Genomic DNA, 20,992 nt, shown 5'->3' on the forward strand with positions numbered 1-20,992 from the left:
ACAAGCTTTTCTTTGGAACCGGTTCCATCTAGCGTTATAGCAAGAACGCTAGTTTTGGAGTTTCCATGAAAAGAAAAATTATGGTGGTCACAGCCGCTTACGGTTACGACCAGGTACGCGCCGCAGGCGGGCAAACGGCCCTGCTGCCCATCATTGCCGAAGCCGGTGCTGACGGGGTTGAAATCCGCCGCGAGATGCTGACCGACGCTGAGCTAAAAACACTGCCAACACTGGCCTCTGCCATTGAAATTTTCGGCCTGCTGGCATGCTACTCCGCCCCCGAACCGCTGTTCACCGAAGACGGAAACCTTAATCCTCGCCTTCCGGAACTACTCCTGGAAGCGCAAGCCCTGCAAGCACTGTGGTTAAAAGTTTCCCTCGGCCATTTCGCCCATAGCGAACAGTTCGACGTGTTGCGCGAATGGCTGGACAACAGCGGAATGGAACTGGTTGTCGAAAACGATCAAACGTCCTGTGGACGCCTGCAACCAATGAAGCGCTTTAACGATGCCTGTCAGGCATTCAACCTGCCCATTTCTCTGACCTTCGATATGGGTAACTGGCTGTGGGTAGGTGATTCTCCGGAAGAGGCTGCACAGCAGTTGGCCTCAAGCGTTGGATATATCCATGTGAAAGCCGCCACACCACATCGTGACAGTTACCGTGCAGTGCCGCCTGATCACGCAGAACCACGCTGGCTGGCGTTGCTAGACACGTTGCCCGCAGATGTTCCGCGCGGCATTGAATTCCCCCTGGAAGGGCAAGACTTAACGGCGGTTACCCGTCACTACGTCGCTCTGTTACGCAAGGAGTAACACATGAAAAAATCACTGGACGTTGTCACCATTGGTGAAGCGATGGCGATGTTTGTCGCCACGCAAACCGGTGATTTGGCGGACGTGGAGCAGTTTATTAAACGCGTTGCAGGCGCTGAACTGAATGTGGCAACCGGCCTTGCTCGCCTGGGTCTGAACGTAGGCTGGGTAAGCCGCGTGGGTAACGACAGTTTTGGCCGTTTTATTATTAAGTCGCTGGAGAAAGAAGGGATTGATGCGCAGGGAGTCACTCTGGACGGGCGCTACGCTACCGGCTTTCAGCTTAAATCTAAAGTCGAAAATGGAACCGATCCCATAGTGGAATATTTCCGCAAAGGTTCTGCTGCCAGCCATCTCAGCGTTGAGGATTATCACGATGAGTATTTCTCCAGCGCACGCCACCTGCACCTGAGCGGCGTTGCGGCTGCGCTGTCTGCCAGTTCATATGAACTACTGGCACACACCGCCCGCACCATGAAAGCCCTGGGCAGGACCATTTCGTTCGATCCAAATTTGCGTCCGGTACTGTGGAAAAGCGAAGGCGAGATGGTGGAAAAACTCAACCGACTGGCATTCCAGGCTGACTGGGTACTGCCGGGGTTAAAAGAGGGCATGATTTTAACCGGACAACAGACACCAGAAGCCATTGCCGACTTTTATCTGCGTCATGGCGTGAAGGCCGTCATCGTGAAAACCGGGGCTGATGGGGCCTGGTACAAAGCAGCTAGCGGCGAGCAGGGCTGCGTCGCGCCGGTAAAAGTCGACAACGTGGTCGATACCGTCGGTGCAGGTGATGGCTTTGCCGTCGGCGTTATCAGCGCACTGCTGGAAGGCCGAACGCTGTATCAGGCAGTGACCCGGGGCAATAAAATTGGCGCTCTGGCCATTCAGGTCCAGGGCGACAGCGAAGGATTACCCACACGTGAACAATTAGGGGAATAAACCCCGGCCCACTCTGTACCCTACATACAGAGGCGGCGTAACAGCATAACCAGAGGGCAGTCTATGAATAGCTCAACCAATGCAGCAAAACGCTGGTGGTACATCATGCCAATCGTGTTTATCACGTACAGCCTGGCGTATCTCGACCGCGCAAACTTCAGCTTCGCTTCCGCAGCCGGTATCAACGAGGACCTCGGTATTACCAAAGGGATCTCCTCTCTGCTGGGGGCTCTGTTTTTTCTCGGCTATTTCTTCTTCCAGATCCCAGGAGCAATCTACGCCGAACGCCGCAGCGTACGTAAACTGATTTTTATCTGCCTGATTCTATGGGGCGCCTGCGCGTCACTGACCGGGATGGTCAGCAACATCCCTATGCTCGCCGCCATTCGCTTTATTCTTGGCGTCGTTGAAGCCGCGGTCATGCCCGCAATGCTGATTTATATCAGTAACTGGTTTACGAAGTCCGAGCGTTCGCGTGCTAATACCTTCCTGATCCTCGGTAACCCCGTCACCGTCCTGTGGATGTCCGTCGTGTCCGGATACCTGATTCAGGCGCTGGGCTGGCGTGAAATGTTCATCATTGAAGGTTTTCCGGCCATCATCTGGGCGTTCTGCTGGTGGGTTCTGGTAAAAGATAAACCGTCGCAGGTAGGCTGGTTGTCAGAATCCGAAAAAGCCGCGCTGCAGGCCCAGTTAGAAAAAGAACAGCAGGGTATCAAAGCCGTGCGTAACTACGGCGAAGCGTTCCGTTCACGTAACGTTATTCTGCTGTGCATGCAGTACTTTGCCTGGAGTATTGGCGTCTACGGTTTTGTCCTGTGGTTGCCGTCAATTATCCGCAGCGGCGGTGCCAACCTGGGTATGGTAGAGGTCGGTTGGCTTTCGTCCGTTCCGTATCTGGCCGCAACGGCTGCGATGATCCTGGTTTCATGGGCTTCCGATAAACTGCAAAACCGTAAGCTGTTTGTCTGGCCACTGCTGCTGATTGCCGCTTTCGCCTTTATTGGCTCCTGGGCCGTTGGCGCAGACCACTTCTGGATTTCTTACACACTGCTGGTTATCGCCGGCGCGGCCATGTACGCCCCTTATGGCCCCTTCTTCGCCATTATTCCTGAGATGTTGCCGCGCAACGTCGCCGGGGGAGCAATGGCATTGATCAACAGCATGGGCGCATTAGGCTCATTCTTTGGTTCCTGGTTTGTCGGCTACCTCAATGGCACCACCGGCAGCCCGTCCGCCTCATACATTTTTATGGGGGTAGCGCTTTTTGTCTCAGTATGGCTAACTTTGATCGTTAAGCCTGCTAATAATCAACAGCTACCTATTGGCGCACGCCACGCTTAAATTTTAACTTACGGAGATTCGCATGAAGCCGTCCATTATTCTCTATAAAGCGTTACCTGACGATTTACTGCATCGCCTGGAAGAGCATTTTACTGTCACTCAGGTGCCTAACCTGCGTTCGGAAACCGTAGCACAGCACGCCGTAGCCTTTGCCAGCGCGGAAGGCCTGCTGGGCTCCAGTGAAGCCGTCAATACCGCCCTGCTGGAGAAAATGCCCAAACTGCGTGCGACCTCCACCATTTCCGTAGGCTATGACAATTTCGATGTTGAGGCCTTAAACGCACGTAAGGTGCTGCTGATGCACACGCCAACGGTGCTGACAGAAACAGTGGCGGACACGGTAATGGCGCTGGTGTTAAGTACGGCGCGACGCGTGGTGGACGTCGCTGAACGCGTGAAGGCAGGCGAATGGACAAAAAGCATCGGGGCCGACTGGTTTGGTACCGATGTTCACCATAAGACGTTGGGCATTGTCGGCATGGGACGCATTGGGCTGGCGCTGGCACAACGCGCGCATTTCGGCTTTAGCATGCCGATTCTCTACAATGCACGTCGTCACCATCAGGAAGCGGAAGAACGTTTCAACGCGCGCTACTGCGATCTGGATACACTGTTGCAGGAATCGGACTTTGTTTGCCTGATTCTGCCGTTAACAGACGAAACCCACCATCTGTTCAGTACCGAACAGTTTGCCAAAATGAAGTCTTCTGCCATTTTCATTAACGCCGGGCGTGGCCCGGTGGTGGATGAAAACGCACTGATCGCCGCTCTGCAAAGCGGGGAGATTCATGCCGCGGGCCTGGATGTGTTTGAACAAGAGCCGTTGCCGTCAGACTCACCGCTGCTGTCACTGCCGAATGTGGTGGCGTTACCGCATATTGGTTCTGCCACGCATGAAACACGCTATAACATGGCGGCTTGTGCTGTGGATAACTTAATTGACGCACTGCAGGGAAACGTTGAGAAGAACTGCGTGAATCCGCAAGTGGCCAAATAACACAAAAGGCCGGGTAGCATTGTGCTCACCCGGCCTTTAATGTGTCTTACCGTACGACTATTACTGCGCGGCATTCACCGCAGCAGTCCATGCCTGATTAAATGCCTGATGCTGAGCCGCCAGTGGGCCAATCAGCGTATTGTACTGACTAGCCTGTTGTGAGGTTGGGAACTGGATGCCGTTCGCAACAAAGCTCACCTGCGTATCCTGCTGCGCGATAAAATCGCCTACCTGCACCAACTGCTGCGTGAAAACTTGCGCGGCTGGGATCAGCGGCTGTAACGCCTCTGCCGGTGCGGTCACGACTTTGCTGTAAACCTGATCAAAGACAGGTTTCAGGTCATCACCCTGCTTCAGCGCGCCATGGGCAGCATCTGCCTGTAGCTTCGCATTCTGCAACTGTTGTCCTAACACGCCCAGCGCGCCATTTGCCTGACGCAGCGGTTCACGCTGAGTCATATAATCCTGAGGAACACGGATTGCGTTTACGCTATCAACCACCGGGCGCAGACCGGAGTCCATTGCCTGATTAACCTGCTGTGAATAGCCATAAAGAATCGCGTAATCGGACACAAACGGGCCAAACTGTTTTTTCTGATCGGCAGTAAGCGTCGGTAAACGCTCTCCGCTACGCATTGCAGTATTCTGCAGAAAATCGATAAACGCTTTGCGTTGATCGCCTTCTTTATCAAAACACCCACTCAGGCCAACTACCATTAAGAGCGCCAAAACAGGCGCAAACCAGCGAGAGCAGGACTTACCTGTCGCCATTTTAATACTCCTTTCACCCAAAAATGCGCACAACGACACCCGCGTGCCTGACGTTGACAAGGATAGTCCAGGTCAGCCCCGCAAGATACCCTTTCCGCGTAATCTTGTTGGGGAAAATAACGGTTTCCGCCGCCCTGTGTTTTGCTCAACAATGCTCCATTCACATAGCGGCGCTCTATTTTAGTCATCTTTACAATTGGAATTGTTCGATCGGAGATCCCGACCTTTATCAGTTCGTTAGCCAACTAAAGGTTGTCACCCGCGATTCGCTGAAACGAATCCACAACGCATACCTTAAATTCGTCTTCATTTTTTCCGACTACGCTTAATGAGCTTCGATGAAATTCACGATCCCGCTGTGTGATTTATAGGAGTTCTCAATGGAATACAAAGATCCTATGTTTGAACTGCTAAGCAGTCTGGAGCAGATTGTTTTTAAAGATGTATCGCAGACAGTTACTCAGACGCAAAAAACCAACCCTTTCGCTGAATTTGAACAACTACGACGAGGGACAGGTTTAAAAACAGATGATTTCGCCCGGGTGATGGGCGTGACGGTTGCGATGGTTCATGAATGGGAGTCTAAACGGGTGAAGCCATCCAGTACCGAATTGAAGTTGATGCGCCTGATTCAGGCAGACCCACGATTAAGTAAGCAGTTGATGGATTAGGTTATTTTCAAGTTTGATATAAGAGCGGTCCTGCAGAAGGGCCGTTCCTCCACTACTGATATCCACAAAAAAGAAAATAGTAGTTGCATCCATCTGCGTAAAATGAGTTAATGCGCTCAACGGTTTGACGTACAGACCATTACAGCAGTTTAGTAAGGCAAGTCCCTTCAAGAGTTATCGTTGATACCCTTCGTAGTGAGCATTTCCTTTACTGTTAAAAAATCTGTAAAGCACGCCATATCGCCGAAAGGCACACTTATTTTTTAAAAGGTAATACACTATGTCCGGTAAAATGACTGGTATCGTAAAATGGTTCAACGCTGACAAAGGCTTCGGCTTCATCACTCCTGACGATGGCTCTAAAGACGTGTTCGTACACTTCTCTGCTATCCAGAACGATGGCTACAAATCCCTGGACGAAGGTCAGAAAGTTTCCTTCACCATCGAAAGCGGCGCTAAAGGCCCGGCAGCTGGTAACGTAACCAGCCTGTAAGCTTAAAAAGCTCAGAATTCAGGATCCCTGCCAAACGGCGGGGATTTTTTTTATTTGTTCTCCACGCCCCTCCCCCGAACGCGTCTTTGCATTACTTTACCCATCACACCTTTGACCTTTCCCTAAGGGCAAGCTTTATAGTGAGCGAGTTTATATTCCACAATTTTCACAAGGAATTGAAGCTATGTCGAAATCCTCACGGCTGTTATTTTTAAGTTTGCTCACAACCGGTACCGCCTTCGCGGCAACACCGGAAGCCAATTTTCTGGCTGAACACGGACTCAGCGGGAAATCCGTCGAGCAAATAGTCGAGACCATTGACCAATCACCTCAGAGCCGCCCGCTGCCTTACTCAGCCTCTGTCACCAGTACCGCGCTGAAACTGTCTTCGGGCGACCAGGTGTATACGATGCCGCTCGGCGATAAGTTTTATCTGTCGTTTGCCCCCTATGAGTGGCAAACGCACCCTTGCTTCAACCACAGCCTTTCCGGTTGTCAGGGAGAAATGCCTGGGAAAAAATTCAACGTCAAAGTGACGGATAGCAAAGGGGATGTGGTTGTACAAAAAGAGATGAAAAGTGGTCAAAATGGCTTCGTCGGGGTTTGGCTACCGCGCAATATGACAGGCACCATCGCGGTAAGCTACAACGGTAAAACAGCAAAGTATCCCATTAAGACGATGGAAGATAGCCAGACCTGCCTGACAAAATTACAACTGCGCTGACAGCATAAAAAAATGCCGGATAAGGCGGAGCCGCCATCCGGCATTTTCTAAGTCAGCTCAGAACCGTTACTGCAGCAGCGAAATATCCGCAACGCGCAGGAACAGCTCGCGCAGTTTTTCGAGCATAGAAAGACGGTTAATACGCAGGTCTTTATCCTCTACGTTCACCATCACTTTCTCGAAGAACGCATCGACCGGCGCACGCAGCTCAGCTAATTCAACCAGCGCTTCCTGATAGTTCCCCGCGGCAAAGACAGGCTCCAGCTTGTCACGCAGCACAACCACCTGCATCGCCAGCGCAATTTCTTCTGGCTCTTTCAGCGTTGCCGCATTGACACGCTCATTCAGCGTTTCTTCGGACTTCGCCAGAATATTCGATACACGCTTGTTCGCGGCAGCCAGTGCAGAAGCGGCTTCCAGTGTACGGAAGTGCGAGACTGCCTTCATACGCGCGTCGAAATCAGCCGGACGAGTCGGACGACGCGCCAGCACGGCCTGAATGGTATCTACGGTATAGCCTTCATCCTGATACCAGGCGCGGAAGCGTCCCAGCATGAAGTCGATAACGTCATCCACCACGTTGGCGTTGGTCAGCTTGTCGCCATACAGACGTACCGCTTCTTCCGTCAGCGTTTGCAGATCCAGATTCAGGTTTTTCTCAACGATGATACGCAGCACACCCAGCGCGGCACGACGCAGTGCAAACGGGTCTTTGTCACCTTTCGGATGCTGACCGATACCGAAGATACCCGCCAGGGTGTCCATCTTATCGGCAATCGCAACCGCACAGGCAACCGGGTTAGACGGCAGGTCATCACCGGCGAAGCGCGGCTGATACTGCTCGTTCAACGCAACGGCCACATCTTCCGCTTCGCCATCATGACGCGCGTAGTGCATGCCCATTACGCCCTGAGTGTCAGTGAACTCGAAGACCATGTTGGTCATCAGGTCGCACTTGGACAGCAGGCCAGCACGCGTTGCATGGTTAACATCAGCACCAATCTGTTCGGCAATCCAACCCGCCAGCGCCTGAATACGGTCAGTCTTGTCACGCAGCGTACCCAGCTGTTGTTGGAACAGCACGGTTTGCAGGCGCGGCAGATTGTCTTCCAGACGTTTTTTGCGGTCAGTATTGAAGAAGAACTCGGCATCCGCCAGACGCGGACGCACGACTTTCTCGTTACCAGAGATAATTTGCTGCGGATCTTTCGATTCGATGTTGGCAACGAAGATAAAGTTCGGCAGCAGTTTGCCGTCGTTGGCATACACCGGGAAGTATTTCTGGTCACCCTTCATGGTGTAAACCAGTGCTTCAGACGGTACAGCGAGGAATTTCTCTTCGAATTTAGCGGTCAGCACCACCGGCCATTCCACCAGCGAGGTGACTTCTTCCAGCAAGCTTTCGCTTAAGTCAGCGTTACCGCCGATCTTACGTGCAGCCTCTTCAGCATCGGCTTTGATTTTGGCTTTACGCTCAGCGTAATCCGCGATCACTTTGCCACGCTGGCGCAGGATTTCTGGGTACTGATCGGCAGTATCAATAGTGAATTCAGGCTCGCCCATAAAGCGATGGCCACGGATCACCCGATCGGACTGAATCCCCAGAATCGTTGCCGGAATCACTTTGTCGCCCAACAGCAGAGTCACAGTGTGAACCGGACGCACGAAATGGACGTCAGACGCCCCCCAACGCATCAGTTTCGGGATCGGCAGCTTCGCCAGCGAAGTCGCAATCATGTTCGGCAGCAGCGTTTCTGCGCTTTCGCCTTTCACGTGCGCACGGTACAGCAGCCACTCACCTTTATCAGTGGTCAGACGTTCAGCCTGATCAACGGTGATACCACAACCACGTGCCCAACCTTCTGCCGCTTTGCTCGGGTGACCGCTAGCATCAAACGCCTGGGCAATTGCCGGTCCGCGCTTCTCAACTTCACGATCGGGTTGAGATTCCGCCAGAGCAGCGACTTTCAGCGCCAGACGACGCGGAGCAGCAAACCACTCAACATTGCCGTGCGCGAGGCCAGCATTATCCAGCTCCGCGGTGAAGTTCGCAGCAAAGGACTCAGCCAGGCTGCGCAGTGCTTTTGGTGGCAGCTCTTCAGTGCCGATTTCCACCAGAAAAGTTTTCTCAGACATGGCCGCCTCTTATTTGTCTTTGTTGCACATCGGGAAGCCAAGGGCCTCACGGGAAGCGTAGTAAGCTTCTGCCACTGCTTTGGTCAGCGTGCGAATGCGCAGGATATAGCGCTGGCGCTCGGTGACGGAGATGGCTTTACGCGCATCCAGCAGGTTGAAGCTATGGGCGGCTTTCAGAATACGTTCATACGCAGGCAGTGGCAGCGGGTTTTCCAGCGCCAGCAGCTGCTGGGCTTCTTTCTCGTACTGCTCGAAGCAGGTGAACAGGAAGTCCACATCGGCGTATTCAAAGTTGTACGTGGATTGCTCCACTTCGTTCTGATGGAACACGTCGCCGTAGGTTGTTTTGCCCAGCGGACCGTCGCTCCAGACCAGGTCATAAACGCTGTCTACGCCCTGAATGTACATCGCCAGACGTTCCAGACCGTAGGTGATTTCCCCGGTAACTGGCTTACATTCCAGACCACCAACCTGCTGGAAGTAGGTGAACTGCGTGACTTCCATGCCGTTCAGCCACACTTCCCAACCGAGACCCCAGGCACCCAGCGTCGGGTTCTCCCAGTTATCTTCCACGAAACGGATATCGTGAATGGTCGGGTCCATACCCAGCTCTTTCAGAGAACCCAGGTACAATTCCTGAATATTATCCGGTGACGGCTTAATCACTACCTGAAACTGATAGTAGTGCTGTAAGCGGTTCGGGTTTTCGCCATAGCGCCCGTCGGTCGGACGACGAGAAGGCTGCACATAAGCAGTCGCCATCGGTTCCGGCCCCAGTGCACGCAGGCAGGTCATTGGGTGAGATGTTCCCGCGCCGACTTCCATGTCCAATGGTTGAACGATGGTACAGCCCTGGCGAGCCCAGTAATCCTGTAAGGTCAGGATCAAGCCCTGGAAGGTCCTGGTATCAAACTTTTGCATATTATTTCGTGCTGGATACGTGTGGATTTAAAGGAAGCGATCAGTATACCCGCTGGCTGCAAGATATACAGTACGAAACGGGAAAAAGGGGGAACTTAGCGCATGGAAAGGTGCAAAAACTGCCCGTCTGCGTCAAATGAGCAGACAAAACTCTCTTTACGGAAGGTAGAACCGCGCATCTCATAGCTACCCTGGAATTGCTCAAGACCGGTGATAGCAATTTTCTGGGCACCCGTATTATAAAGCTCCGATGCTTCACTTTTGCACAATGACTCCATATCCAGCGAACGCGTGGCAGTAATTTTGACCTTTTGCGCTTTCTGCACGGGTGCTGACGATTGTGGATCGGCACACCCCGCCAGCAGCAGCGTGAGGATTGCTGGAAAGAAATACTTCATCATCATTTTATTACCGCCTGGTTTGCTGGTCAGTCTTATTATTAGTGTCGGGAAACAGATCCTATTGTGAGAATCTCCCCAGACCCTCACAAGCTTTAGCGTAATAACTCGGATTAATCCAGTGAGCGACGTTCGCAAATACCGGTCAGACTTTTTTAATGAAAACAGAGGAACTGATGCAGCCCAAGATTTTCTGGATTGATAACTTACGCGGGATAGCCTGTTTAATGGTTGTGATGATTCACACCACGACCTGGTACATCACCAATGCGCAAAGCGTCAGCCCGGTAACCTGGGATCTTGCCAATGTGCTAAATTCAGCTTCTCGCGTTAGCGTCCCGCTGTTTTTTATGATCTCGGGCTATCTCTTTTTTGGCGAACGCAGCGCCAGACCGCGACATTTCATCCGCATTGCGTTGTGCATTCTGTTTTACAGCACCGTGGCACTGGCCTACATCCTGCTGTTCACCTCGATCAACGCTGAGCTATCGTTGAAAAACCTGCTGCAAAAACCGGTGTTCTACCACCTGTGGTTTTTCTTCGCTATTACCGTTATCTACCTGGTATCCCCATTGATTCAGGTGAAAAATGTCAGCGGAAAAATGCTGCTGGCATTGATGGTCGTGATTGGCGTTATTGCCAATCCCAATACCGTATCGCAAAAATTGGGCGGCTTTGAGTGGCTACCCATCAACCTGTACATCAGTGGCGATACGTTCTACTACATTCTGTACGGCATGCTGGGCCGGGCAATTGGCATGATGGAGACACAAAAGCGCTCACTCACCGGGCTCTGCGCAGCGTTGTGTATCGTCGCCGTGTTTGTGATTTCCCGCGGGACGCTGCATGAGCTCCAGTGGCGAGGTAATTTTGCCGATACCTGGTATCTCTATTGTGGCCCGGCAGTATTTATCTTTGCTGCATCGCTCCTGACGCTGGTCAAAAACACGCTCAGCACACGCACACTGCCCATACTGGGGCTTATTTCCCGTCACTCGTTAGGTATTTACGGTTTCCACGCGCTGATCATTCATGCACTGCGCACGAATGGCATCGAATTTAAGAACTGGCCTCTGCTGGATATGCTGTGGATTTTTAGCGTTGCGCTGGCAGGCAGCCTGCTGCTTTCCATGCTGCTACAGCGCATCGATACGCGCAGACTGGTAAGTTAGAGTTTATCAGAATGTGCCTCTTCCGTTGGGCACATCAGCAAAATCAGCCCTGATATACACACACAGAACGCTGCCGGGTACAGCCCCATTTCGAGGGGGGCTAACGGGGCATTCCACACCCCCACGAGCAGTAACCCGACCGTTATGAGCGCGACCATCTGACACACAGAAGCAAAGCGCTCATCACTCTGATTACGGTTTTCAGCTCGCTGGTAAGCGTACATCACGAACAATCCGGTCATCAGAACACCTAAAAAGTAACCTTTTCCGCTGAGTAAGGGGCATGACCACCCCAGGCCTGTGCAGTAAATGAGTGCGCCGGAAAGAAACAATAGCCATGGCAATAGCCGCGTCGTCTTCATTGGGATCTCCTTATCCTCTACCACGGATACATTATGAATACCCCACTCAAGACAACACAGAAAAACGCTATTTCACTGAAATTTCAGAATACATTCATGCACACGAATTATTGATTCAATGGAAACATATGTGTGGGAAATCCCCTCTGCTCATCAGAGGGGAACACGATCAGGACATCAAGGGCAGCAATTGCTGATAGATACGACGGAAGGTTTCCCGACGTTGTTGATAACGAGCATGATGCTCTGCATCAGGATAATGCGCCTGTTCCAGCCCCAGTTGAGGCAGTAAGTCAGAGAGTGGTTGTTGTGGATTCATCGCAATTTGTGCCAGCCGTGCTGCGCCCAGGGCAGGACCGACATCTCCGCCGGTACGGTAATCCAGCTGCAGCCCGCTGATATCGGACAACATCTGCCGCCAGTATTCGCTACGCGCCCCACCACCAATGAGCGTAATGCTGGCCGGTGTAACGCCACAGGCATGTACCACATCCATACCATCAGCTAAAGCAAATCCCACACCTTCAAGTACCGCTCGCGCCAGTTCTGCCGACCCATGCTGATGCGTCAGGCCAAAAAAGACGCCTTTCGCCTGCGGGTTATTGTGCGGCGTACGTTCACCTGACAGATAGGGCAAGAACCAGACCGGTTCAGCCTGCTCATTTGCCTGCTGTGCGGCATCAATCAGCGCAGGTACGCTTATCAACCCGGTTAATTTTGCCGCCCAGTCGAGGCAGGATGCGGCGCTCAGCATCACTGACATCAGATGCCACCGTTCAGGCAACGCGTGGCAGAAGCTGTGTACCGCACTTTCTGGTTTACTGAGAAAGCCGTCGCTTACAGCAAAGTAGACGCCGGATGTCCCCAATGACAGCATTGCCTGGCCTGCATTCATCATCCCTACGCCAACCGCACCCGCCGCGTTATCGCCACCACCCGCAACGACCGCAACCTCTGACATGCCCCAGGATTGCGCGACACCAGGCAACAGAGTTCCGGTAATCGCACTGCCCTCATACAAGGTCGGCATATGTGCGCGAGTCAGTTGACACGCAGACAACATGACGTCACTCCAGTCACGTTTCGCGACATCCAGCCACATCGTACCTGCGGCATCCGACATATCGCTGGCAAACTCTCCGGTCATACGCAGACGCAGGTAATCTTTCGGCAGCAGGACTTTATCAACCTGGCTGAAAATGTCCGGTTCATGGCGCTGAACCCACAGCAATTTAGGGGCGGTAAAGCCAGGCATCATCAGATTGCCGGTAATCATACGAGATTGCGGCACCTGATTTTCCAGCATCACGCATTCTTCAGCGCAGCGACCGTCGTTCCACAGGATTGCCGGACGCAGAACCTTCTGCTGCTTATCAAGCAGCGTCGCGCCGTGCATCTGCCCGGCAATACCTAACGCCTTTACCTCGCTGAGAGAATGTTGTTGACCCAACGCTTTTACAGCACGATCCGTCGCCAGCCACCACTGTTCAGGATCCTGCTCTGACCATAATGGATGAGGCCGGGAGACGGTCAGTTTCTCCGTGTACGAGGCCACCACATCGCCCTGCTCGTTCAGCAGAATGGCCTTTACGCCTGATGTACCAAGATCTATCCCGATATACATAGGGTATCGTTCCTTAAAGAAAGGCCCGGTAGCGAATCGCTATCCGGGCTTACGGACGTACTCAGCAGTCCGTTATTTGTCGAACAAATAATGGGTTACCAGATTTTCCAGCTGTTCCTGATGGCCGCTCTGATGCACCGGAGCCAGGTTATGTTGTTCAGCGTACTGCGCAATTTCCGTCAGCGTCATCTGACCTTTCAGAATTTGCTGGCCCAGCTCACCATTCCAACCGGCATAACGTTTTGCCACGCGCTGATCCAGACCACCGTCCTCAATCATACGGGCCGCAATTTTCAGCGACAGCGCCATAGTATCCATCGCACCAATATGACCATAGAACAGATCGTATTTATCAGTACTCTGACGACGGACTTTGGCATCAAAGTTCAGGCCACCAGTGGTAAAACCGCCCGCTTTCAGGATTTCGTACATGACCAGCGCATTCTCTTCTACGCTGTTCGGGAATTGGTCAGTATCCCAGCCCAGTTGTGCGTCGCCACGGTTCGCATCGACGGAACCAAATAGCCCCAGGGCAATCGCCGTAGCGATTTCGTGGTGGAACGAATGGCCTGCCAGCGTGGCATGGTTTGCTTCAATATTCAGTTTGATCTCTTTTTCCAGACCGAACTGCTTCAGGAATCCGTAAACGGTCGCAGCATCGTAGTCATACTGGTGTTTAGTGGGTTCTTGCGGCTTCGGTTCGATCAATAAGGTGCCCTGGAAACCAGTTTTGTGTTTATGCTCGACCACCAGTTGCATAAAGCGGCCAATCTGCTCACGTTCCTGACGCAGGTCGGTATTAAGCAGCGTTTCATAACCTTCACGGCCGCCCCACAAAACGTAGTTCTCACCACCTAATCTATGTGTGGCATCCATGGCAGTCACGACCTGTGTAGCCGCCCAGCTGAAAACTTCCGGGTCCGGGTTAGTCGCTGCACCTGCGCCATAACGTGGGTTAGTAAAGCAGTTTGCCGTACCCCACAGCAGTTTCACGCCGCTCTGTTCCTGTTTTGCCGCCAGCACATCCACCATCTGGGCAAAGTTATTTTTATACTCTTTCAGTGACGCGCCTTCAGGCGAGACGTCAACATCATGGAAACAGTAGTAAGGCACATTCAGCTTATGGAAAAACTCAAAAGCCACATCCGCTTTACGTTTTGCCAGCGCCAATGCTTCACCCGGCTGTTGCCACGGACGGTCGAAGGCTCCCATACCGAACATATCCGCGCCGTTCCAACAGAAAGTGTGCCAGTAGCAGGCGGCAAAGCGCAGATGATCTTCCATACGCTTGCCCAGCACGATTTCATCAGGGTTGTAATGGCGAAATGCGAGTGGGTTAGTGGATTTTGTACCTTCAAAACGAACGCGATCGAGTTGGTCAAAATAAGCTTGCATAATAAGCTCCATAATCAGGTAATACGGCAAGTAAACTGCGATACAGTCATACTGGAATTTCCTGATTTATTGCTCAATTACGTTATTTCACACCGCCATTAAGAGAATACCCAAATGTGCGCTGGCTCCCAAAAATGCACACTGAATAAGCAATTAAAAAAGCGATCGCGATCGGCTCTTCATCAATAAACAAAAAACCGTAATACGCAGATAAGAAATGACAATTGTCTTCCTGGTCGTGGTGTGTGAATTTTGCGTAGTGTTACCCAAATAAGAAATTTGTCACGCTTCATCAAGTAGTCGCACCTGCGGTTTGGTAGTATCGACAGGCCACGTTAACCTTTCAGGATAGGCTCTTATGTTTGATAAACGACACCGCATCACCCTATTATTTAATGCTAATAAAGCCTATGACCGCCAGGTGGTAGAGGGCGTAGGTGAATATTTACAAGCATCGCAATCTGAATGGGATATATTCATTGAGGAAGATTTCCGTGCCCGTATTGATAATATCAAAGACTGGTTAGGCGACGGTGTTATTGCTGATTATGACGATGATGACATTGCACAATTACTTGCCGATGTCGATGTTCCCATCATCGGTGTCGGCGGTTCCTACCATCTTGAAAGCGATTATCCACCCGTCCATTACATTGCGACTGATAACCATGCACTGGTGGAAAGCGCTTTTCTGCATCTGAAAGAAAAAGGGATTAACCGATTTGCGTTTTATGGCCTCCCCGTCTCCAGCGGCAAGCGCTGGGCCGCAGAACGAGAGTATGCATTTTGCCAGTTGGTGGCAGAAGAAAAATACCGTGGCGTCGTGTATCAGGGTCTCGAAACCGCGCCGGAATACTGGCAGCACGCGCAAAATCGACTGGCGGACTGGCTGCAAACTTTACCCCCGCAAACCGGTATTATCGCCGTGACCGATGCACGTGCGCGGCATGTTCTGCAGGCCTGCGAGCATTTGCATATCCCGGTGCCGGAAAAACTGTGTGTTATTGGGATTGATAACGAAGAACTCACCCGTTACCTGTCCCGGGTCGCTCTGTCATCCGTTGCTCAGGGCGCGCGACAGATGGGCTATCAGGCAGCAAAACTTCTGCACCGCTTACTGGCGAATGAAGAACTGCCGCTGCAACGCATTCTGGTGCCTCCGGTACGCGTCGTGAATCGTCGTTCAACCGACTATCGCTCACTGACCGATCCCGCTGTCATTCAGGCAATGCACTTTATCCGCAACCATGCCTGTAAAGGCATTAAAGTCGAGCAGGTGCTGGATGCAGTAGGGATTTCACGTTCAAATCTCGAGAAGCGCTTTAAAGACGAGGTCGGGGAGACCATCCACGCCGTGATTCATGCCGAAAAACTGGAAAAAGCGCGTAGCCTGTTGATCTCCACAACGCTCGCGATAAACGAAATTTCACAAATGTGCGGCTACCCGTCGTTGCAGTATTTCTATTCCGTTTTCAAGAAAGAATACGACACGACGCCAAAAGAGTACCGTGACATGAACAGTGAGGTGATGCTGTAAGGGGAATGGTGCCGGATGGCGGCTTCGCCTTATCCGGCCTACAGAGTGACTCACAGGCCCGATAAGCGTCGCGCCATCAGGCCTGTGGGATTACATATGCGCGGCGATTAAACGCTGGTTATCCTGGTACATCGCGAACAGATAGTTATTGTAACTCTGTCCTTTGGTGGAGTACCCCTTCAGCTTATGGATCATCGCGGTCGCTGTCACTTCCTGATCGGCTTTACGCAACTGCGCGCGCGATTTACGGAAGGAAGAGTATGCCGGGTGCGTGTTCAGGTTAATGACATAGGCATTCACCGACTCTTTTACCGATTCAAACTGTGAGTAGCCTTTCACCTTACCGGGTGCATTGTTGCAGCGGCCTTTGACACATTTCATGCCAAACAGGTTGTTATTGCTACGCGCCAGTTTCGATGTGCCCCAACCGCTTTCAGCCGCAGCCATAGTCGCCACCATACTGGTAGGAATGATGTCTACGCGCTCAAGCAGCGTATTCCATGGAATTTTACGCGTGTTACCAGACCAGCTCACCTTGTAGCGTTTCGCGATGTCTTTCATACGCGTACGCTCAGTCGGTGACCAGCGATTCTGGTACTGCTTTGAGATCAGCCAGTTACGGTCCGCCGTAATGGCAGCATTTTGACTGGTAATATAAGGCATAACCGTCCGGAGAAACGCTTTTTTCCTTGGTGTTCCGGAAGGGTATTTTCGCAAATCAGGAAGTGAACTACTCTTTGCACTATTGCGAGAATACTCTTGTTTACTGCTTACCTGTGTATTACTTGCCTTGATTACCTGGGGCTTATGACTCGTTGTCGCCGTGTGTGTCTTTGCCAGCACCTCACCCGAAAATGCAATGGTGAGTAACATAAGAATCATTGCCCCATATCGTCGAATGGGAGTCAATATCATTAGGTCTCCTGGTCGGATTTAAACATTCCAACACCTTATATTTTTCACAAAAATGAGAGATGAATCTCAAATCATATCAAAAATAGCCGTCAAGAGCACCCAAAGGAATAGTCCAATTCTGAAACTATGTCACGTACAAACCGTTCCGGGTGCTGTTAATTCGAAGGAAATGTGGAGGTTATCGCAAAATCAGGTCGTTTTTTGCGCGTGATCGCTCACCCTCATCTCTCATCCTGGCAGAATCAACGCTAAGGATGAGTTTCCGGTCTGATTTCACTGGCAAACTGGCGTAAATCGCAGCATCAAGGACAGCATTATGAAACTTGCCGCCGTTGCGCTGGTATTACTGCCCGGCATTGCCATCGCCTCATCATGGACTTCTCAGGGTTTCCCTACTTTCGAAGTGGAAGGTACGGGTAAATTTGTCAGCCATGCAGCGTTGACGAAGGGTACTCGCCCTTTGACCCTGAATTTTGACCAACAGTGCTGGCAGCCTACAGATGCCATTAAACTCAATCAGATGCTGTCGCTAAAACCCTGTGAAGGCACACCGCCGCAGTGGCGTTTATTTAAAGACGGCGATTACACATTGGAAGTCGATACCCGCTCCGGTACACCGACGCTAATGCTGTCAGTAAAAAACGTGGCTGATGCCGTCACCGCCCAGATCCGCCAGTGTCCAAAATGGGATGGCTCGCCGCTGACGCTGGATGTGAGCCAGACATTCCCGGAAGGCACCGTGGTACGCGATTACTATAGCCAGCAAACGGCAACGGTGAAAAACGGAACCATTACCCTGCAACCCGACGCGGCCAGTAATGGACTTTTACTGTTAGAACGGGCGGAAACAAATGCACCCGCCGCTTTCGACTGGCACAACGCCACGGTGTATTTCGTACTGACAGACCGCTTTGAAAACGGCGATCCGACTAATGATCACAGCTATGGACGTCGCAATGACGGTATGCAGGAGATTGGTACCTTTCATGGCGGCGATTTACGCGGTCTTGCCAGCAAGCTCGACTACCTGCAACGGTTGGGGGTAAACGCCCTGTGGATCAGCGCCCCGTTTGAGCAGATTCACGGCTGGGTTGGCGGTGGCACTAAAGGCGATTTCCCGCACTACGCCTATCACGGTTACTACACCCAGGACTGGACCACGCTCGACGCCAATATGGGTAACGAGACCGACCTGCGTGCACTGGTTGACGGCGCGCATCAACGCGGCATCCGCATTCTGTTCGATGTTGTCATGAATCATACCGGTTACGCCACACTGGCTGATATGCAGGAGTACCAGTTTGGGGCGTTGTACTTGTCAGGTGAGGAACTGAAAAAAACGCTCGGTGAACGCTGGACGGACTGGAAACCCGTGTCCGGGCAGAGCTGGCACAGCTTTAATGATTACATCAACTTCAGTGATAAAGCCGCGTGGGAAAAGTGGTGGGGAAAAAAGTGGATCCGCACAGACATTGGCGACTACGACAATCCGGGTTTTGACGACCTGACCATGTCGCTGGCTTTCCTGCCCGATCTGAAAACGGAGTCTACTACGCCTTCGGGTTTGCCGAATTTTTATCAACACAAGCCGGATACCCGCGCCAAAGCCATCCCTGATTATACACCACGAGATTATCTGATTCACTGGCTCAGCCAGTGGGTGCGTGACTACGGCATTGACGGATTTCGGGTCGATACCGCAAAACATGTCGAGCTTCCGGCCTGGCAACAGCTAAAAGCGCAGGCCAGCTCAGCGTTGGCCGAATGGAAGAAAGCGAATCCAGACAAAGCGCTGGATGATAAACCCTTCTGGATGACCGGCGAGGCCTGGGGACATGGCGTCATGCAAAGCGATTATTACCGCCACGGTTTCGATGCGATGATCAATTTTGACTATCAGGAGCAGGCGGCCAGGGCCGTCGATTGTCTGGCGAATATCGATCTCACCTGGCAGCAAATGGCGGATAAATTGCAGGATTTTAACGTCCTGAGCTATCTCTCATCACACGATACCCGGCTGTTCCGTGAAGGTGGAGACAAAGCCGCCGAACTGTTGTTGCTGGCCCCTGGCGCGGTACAACTTTTTTACGGTGACGAGTCGGCACGCCCCTTCGGCCCAACCGGCTCAGACCCGTTACAAGGTACACGCTCGCAGATGAACTGGCAGGACGTTAGCGGGAAATCTGCCGCCAGCGTCGCGCACTGGCAGCGCATTAGCCAGTTCAGAGCACGGCATCCCGCCATCGGAGCGGGTAAACAAACCACGCTTTCATTAAAGCAGGGATACGGATTTATCCGCGAACACGGCGACGATAAAGTCATGGTCGTGTGGGCCGGCCACCCCTGATCCCAACAAGCTTCTCGTACTCAACAGCACGGGAAGCCAGATTCAATATAAAAAACTATCCAGCAAAAAATCTGCAGCACAAAACATCAATTCGGCTCTGTAAGCCTGATTTGCACCCCACCATAGGTAGCGCTATGGTTAGCCACTTTAATACTGAGTTCGACAGACCACCTGCTATGACATTCTCACTTTTTGGCGACAAATTTACCCGCCATTCAGGCATCACGCGCCTGATGGAGGACCTCAACGACGGCTTACGCACCCCAGGCGCCATCATGCTTGGCGGCGGTAATCCGGCGCAAATCCCACAGATGCAGGATTACTTCCAGTCTCTGCTGGCAGAGATGCTGGAAAACGGCAAAGTCACTGATGCGCTTTGTAATTATGACGGTCCACAAGGTAAAACCGAGCTACTGTCTGAGCTGGCGAAACTACTACGTGAGAAGCTGGGTTGGGATATCGAACCACAAAATATTGCACTGACAAATGGCAGTCAGAGCGCGTTTTTCTACTTATTCAACCTCTTCGCCGGACGTCGTGCCGACGGAACCACCCGAAAAGTGTTGTTCCCGTTGGCACCGGAATACATTGGTTATGCCGATTCAGGGCTCGAAGAAGACCTTTTCGTTTCAGCGCGACCAAACATTGAACTGTTACCGGAAGGCCAGTTTAAGTATCACGTTGACTTTGAACACCTGCATATCGGCGAAGAGACGGGCATGATTTGCGTGTCACGTCCGACGAACCCAACCGGCAATGTGATCACCGATGAAGAGCTGATGAAGCTGGACCGGCTGGCCAATCAGCATGGAATTCCGCTGGTTATCGATAACGCCTATGGTGTCCCATTCCCAGGCATCATTTTTAGCGAAGCGCGTCCGCTGTGGAACCCCAATATTGTACTGTGCATGAGCCTTTCCAAGCTGGGGCTGCCGGGCTCTCGCTGCGGCATCATTATTGCTAATGAAAAAATCATCACCGCCATCACCAATATGAACGGCATTATCAGCCTTGCGCCTGGCGGAATGGGTCCGGCAATCATGTGCGAAATGATTAAGCGCAACGACCTTCTGCGTCTGTCGGAGACGGTTATCAAACCGTTTTATTATCAGCGCGTTCAGGAGACGATTGCGATTATTCGCCGCTATTTATCTGAAGATCGCTGCCTGATTCATAAACCAGAAGGCGCGATTTTCCTGTGGTTATGGTTCAAGGATTTACCGATTTCCACCGAGCTGCTATATCAGCGTCTGAAAGCACGCGGTGTCCTGATGGTTCCTGGCGACTACTTCTTCCCAGGGCTGGATAAACCCTGGCCGCATACGCATCAGTGCATGCGGATGAATTACGTACCGGAACCGGAAAAAATCGAGGCTGGCGTGAAGATTCTGGCTGAAGAGATAGAACGCGCCTGGCTGGAAGGCTGAT

At 52.1% G+C, this 20,992-nt stretch carries 19 protein-coding genes; 11 read left to right on the plus strand and 8 right to left on the minus strand.

Annotated elements, in window-relative coordinates; all coding sequences use genetic code 11:
* Positions 1 to 65: 65 nt before the first annotated feature.
* From OGX95_RS14545 to ghrB, 4 genes are all read left to right on the plus strand, one after another.
* Positions 66 to 815, plus strand: a complete 750-nt coding sequence (locus OGX95_RS14545; protein WP_286629950.1) for a sugar phosphate isomerase/epimerase family protein — start codon at positions 66 to 68, stop codon at positions 813 to 815.
* A 3-nt stretch (positions 816 to 818) separates the two neighbouring features.
* On the plus strand, positions 819 to 1,757 hold the full coding sequence (locus tag OGX95_RS14550; protein WP_286629951.1) for a sugar kinase: 939 nt from the start codon (positions 819 to 821) through the stop codon (positions 1,755 to 1,757).
* A 63-nt stretch (positions 1,758 to 1,820) separates the two neighbouring features.
* Entirely contained in the window at positions 1,821 to 3,101 is a 1,281-nt protein-coding gene (locus tag OGX95_RS14555) for an MFS transporter (RefSeq protein WP_040231622.1), read from the plus strand.
* 22 nt (positions 3,102 to 3,123) lie between these two features.
* Entirely contained in the window at positions 3,124 to 4,098 is a 975-nt protein-coding gene (gene ghrB / locus OGX95_RS14560) for a glyoxylate/hydroxypyruvate reductase GhrB (RefSeq protein WP_286629952.1), read from the plus strand.
* Positions 4,099 to 4,158: 60 nt separating this feature from the next.
* Here ghrB and OGX95_RS14565 read toward each other — a convergent pair whose 3' ends face one another.
* On the minus strand, positions 4,159 to 4,869 hold the full coding sequence (locus OGX95_RS14565; protein WP_048213663.1) for a DUF3053 domain-containing protein: 711 nt from the start codon (positions 4,867 to 4,869) through the stop codon (positions 4,159 to 4,161).
* Positions 4,870 to 5,249: 380 nt separating this feature from the next.
* Here OGX95_RS14565 and OGX95_RS14570 point away from each other — a divergent pair, with 380 nt between their 5' ends.
* The 3 genes from OGX95_RS14570 (at position 5,250) to cueP (ending at position 6,757) form a co-directional block, all read left to right on the plus strand.
* Positions 5,250 to 5,540: an HTH-type transcriptional regulator gene (locus OGX95_RS14570; RefSeq protein ID WP_048213664.1), complete on the plus strand. Its 291-nt coding sequence runs from the start codon at positions 5,250 to 5,252 to the stop codon at positions 5,538 to 5,540.
* 280 nt (positions 5,541 to 5,820) lie between these two features.
* Positions 5,821 to 6,033: a transcription antiterminator/RNA stability regulator CspE gene (gene cspE / locus OGX95_RS14575; RefSeq protein ID WP_000014594.1), complete on the plus strand. Its 213-nt coding sequence runs from the start codon at positions 5,821 to 5,823 to the stop codon at positions 6,031 to 6,033.
* Positions 6,034 to 6,217: 184 nt separating this feature from the next.
* Positions 6,218 to 6,757, plus strand: coding sequence for a copper-binding periplasmic metallochaperone CueP (gene cueP / locus OGX95_RS14580; protein WP_286629953.1), 540 nt, complete (start codon positions 6,218 to 6,220; stop codon positions 6,755 to 6,757).
* 66 nt (positions 6,758 to 6,823) lie between these two features.
* Here the strand turns inward: cueP and glyS are convergent, their stop codons facing one another.
* From glyS to OGX95_RS14595, 3 genes are all read right to left on the minus strand, one after another.
* The gene (glyS, locus tag OGX95_RS14585) at positions 6,824 to 8,893 is read right to left on the minus strand and encodes a glycine--tRNA ligase subunit beta (RefSeq protein ID WP_286629954.1); all 2,070 of its coding nucleotides are present in this window, start codon (positions 8,891 to 8,893) and stop codon (positions 6,824 to 6,826) included.
* A 9-nt stretch (positions 8,894 to 8,902) separates the two neighbouring features.
* On the minus strand, positions 8,903 to 9,814 hold the full coding sequence (gene glyQ / locus OGX95_RS14590; RefSeq protein ID WP_001168551.1) for a glycine--tRNA ligase subunit alpha: 912 nt from the start codon (positions 9,812 to 9,814) through the stop codon (positions 8,903 to 8,905).
* A 95-nt stretch (positions 9,815 to 9,909) separates the two neighbouring features.
* Positions 9,910 to 10,218: a YsaB family lipoprotein gene (locus tag OGX95_RS14595; protein ID WP_271448740.1), complete on the minus strand. Its 309-nt coding sequence runs from the start codon at positions 10,216 to 10,218 to the stop codon at positions 9,910 to 9,912.
* Positions 10,219 to 10,388: 170 nt separating this feature from the next.
* On the opposite strand from OGX95_RS14595, the gene OGX95_RS14600 reads away from it, so the two are divergent.
* Positions 10,389 to 11,384 carry an acyltransferase gene (locus OGX95_RS14600; RefSeq protein ID WP_286629955.1) on the plus strand — a complete coding sequence of 332 codons (996 nt, stop codon included), beginning with the start codon at positions 10,389 to 10,391 and terminating at the stop codon, positions 11,382 to 11,384.
* On the opposite strand, the gene yiaB is transcribed toward OGX95_RS14600, so the two are convergent.
* From yiaB to xylA, 3 genes are all read right to left on the minus strand, one after another.
* Entirely contained in the window at positions 11,381 to 11,746 is a 366-nt protein-coding gene (gene yiaB / locus OGX95_RS14605; protein ID WP_286629956.1) for an inner membrane protein YiaB, read from the minus strand. The genes OGX95_RS14600 and yiaB overlap by 4 nt on opposite strands.
* 169 nt (positions 11,747 to 11,915) lie before the next feature.
* The gene (gene xylB / locus OGX95_RS14610; RefSeq protein WP_286629957.1) at positions 11,916 to 13,370 is read right to left on the minus strand and encodes a xylulokinase; all 1,455 of its coding nucleotides are present in this window, start codon (positions 13,368 to 13,370) and stop codon (positions 11,916 to 11,918) included.
* Between the two features lie 72 nt (positions 13,371 to 13,442).
* Positions 13,443 to 14,765, minus strand: a complete 1,323-nt coding sequence (gene xylA / locus OGX95_RS14615) for a xylose isomerase (RefSeq protein WP_286629958.1) — start codon at positions 14,763 to 14,765, stop codon at positions 13,443 to 13,445.
* Between the two features lie 358 nt (positions 14,766 to 15,123).
* Between xylA and xylR the strand changes: the two genes are divergently transcribed.
* Positions 15,124 to 16,302, plus strand: coding sequence for a D-xylose utilization transcriptional activator XylR (gene xylR, locus OGX95_RS14620; RefSeq protein WP_286629959.1), 1,179 nt, complete (start codon positions 15,124 to 15,126; stop codon positions 16,300 to 16,302).
* 90 nt (positions 16,303 to 16,392) lie between these two features.
* Here the strand turns inward: xylR and OGX95_RS14625 are convergent, their stop codons facing one another.
* Positions 16,393 to 17,217, minus strand: a complete 825-nt coding sequence (locus OGX95_RS14625; protein ID WP_061066797.1) for a protein bax — start codon at positions 17,215 to 17,217, stop codon at positions 16,393 to 16,395.
* A gap of 316 nt (positions 17,218 to 17,533) precedes the next feature.
* Between OGX95_RS14625 and malS the strand changes: the two genes are divergently transcribed.
* Both malS and avtA read left to right on the plus strand, forming a co-directional pair.
* A complete protein-coding gene (gene malS / locus OGX95_RS14630; protein ID WP_286629960.1) occupies positions 17,534 to 19,564 on the plus strand; it encodes an alpha-amylase in 2,031 nt (676 codons plus the stop codon).
* Between the two features lie 176 nt (positions 19,565 to 19,740).
* Entirely contained in the window at positions 19,741 to 20,991 is a 1,251-nt protein-coding gene (gene avtA / locus OGX95_RS14635) for a valine--pyruvate transaminase (protein WP_286629961.1), read from the plus strand.
* The last annotated feature ends 1 nt before the right edge of the window (position 20,992 follow it).

This window comes from Citrobacter sp. Cu233 (genome assembly GCF_030332225.1).
In the GTDB taxonomy this organism is placed as follows: domain Bacteria; phylum Pseudomonadota; class Gammaproteobacteria; order Enterobacterales; family Enterobacteriaceae; genus Citrobacter.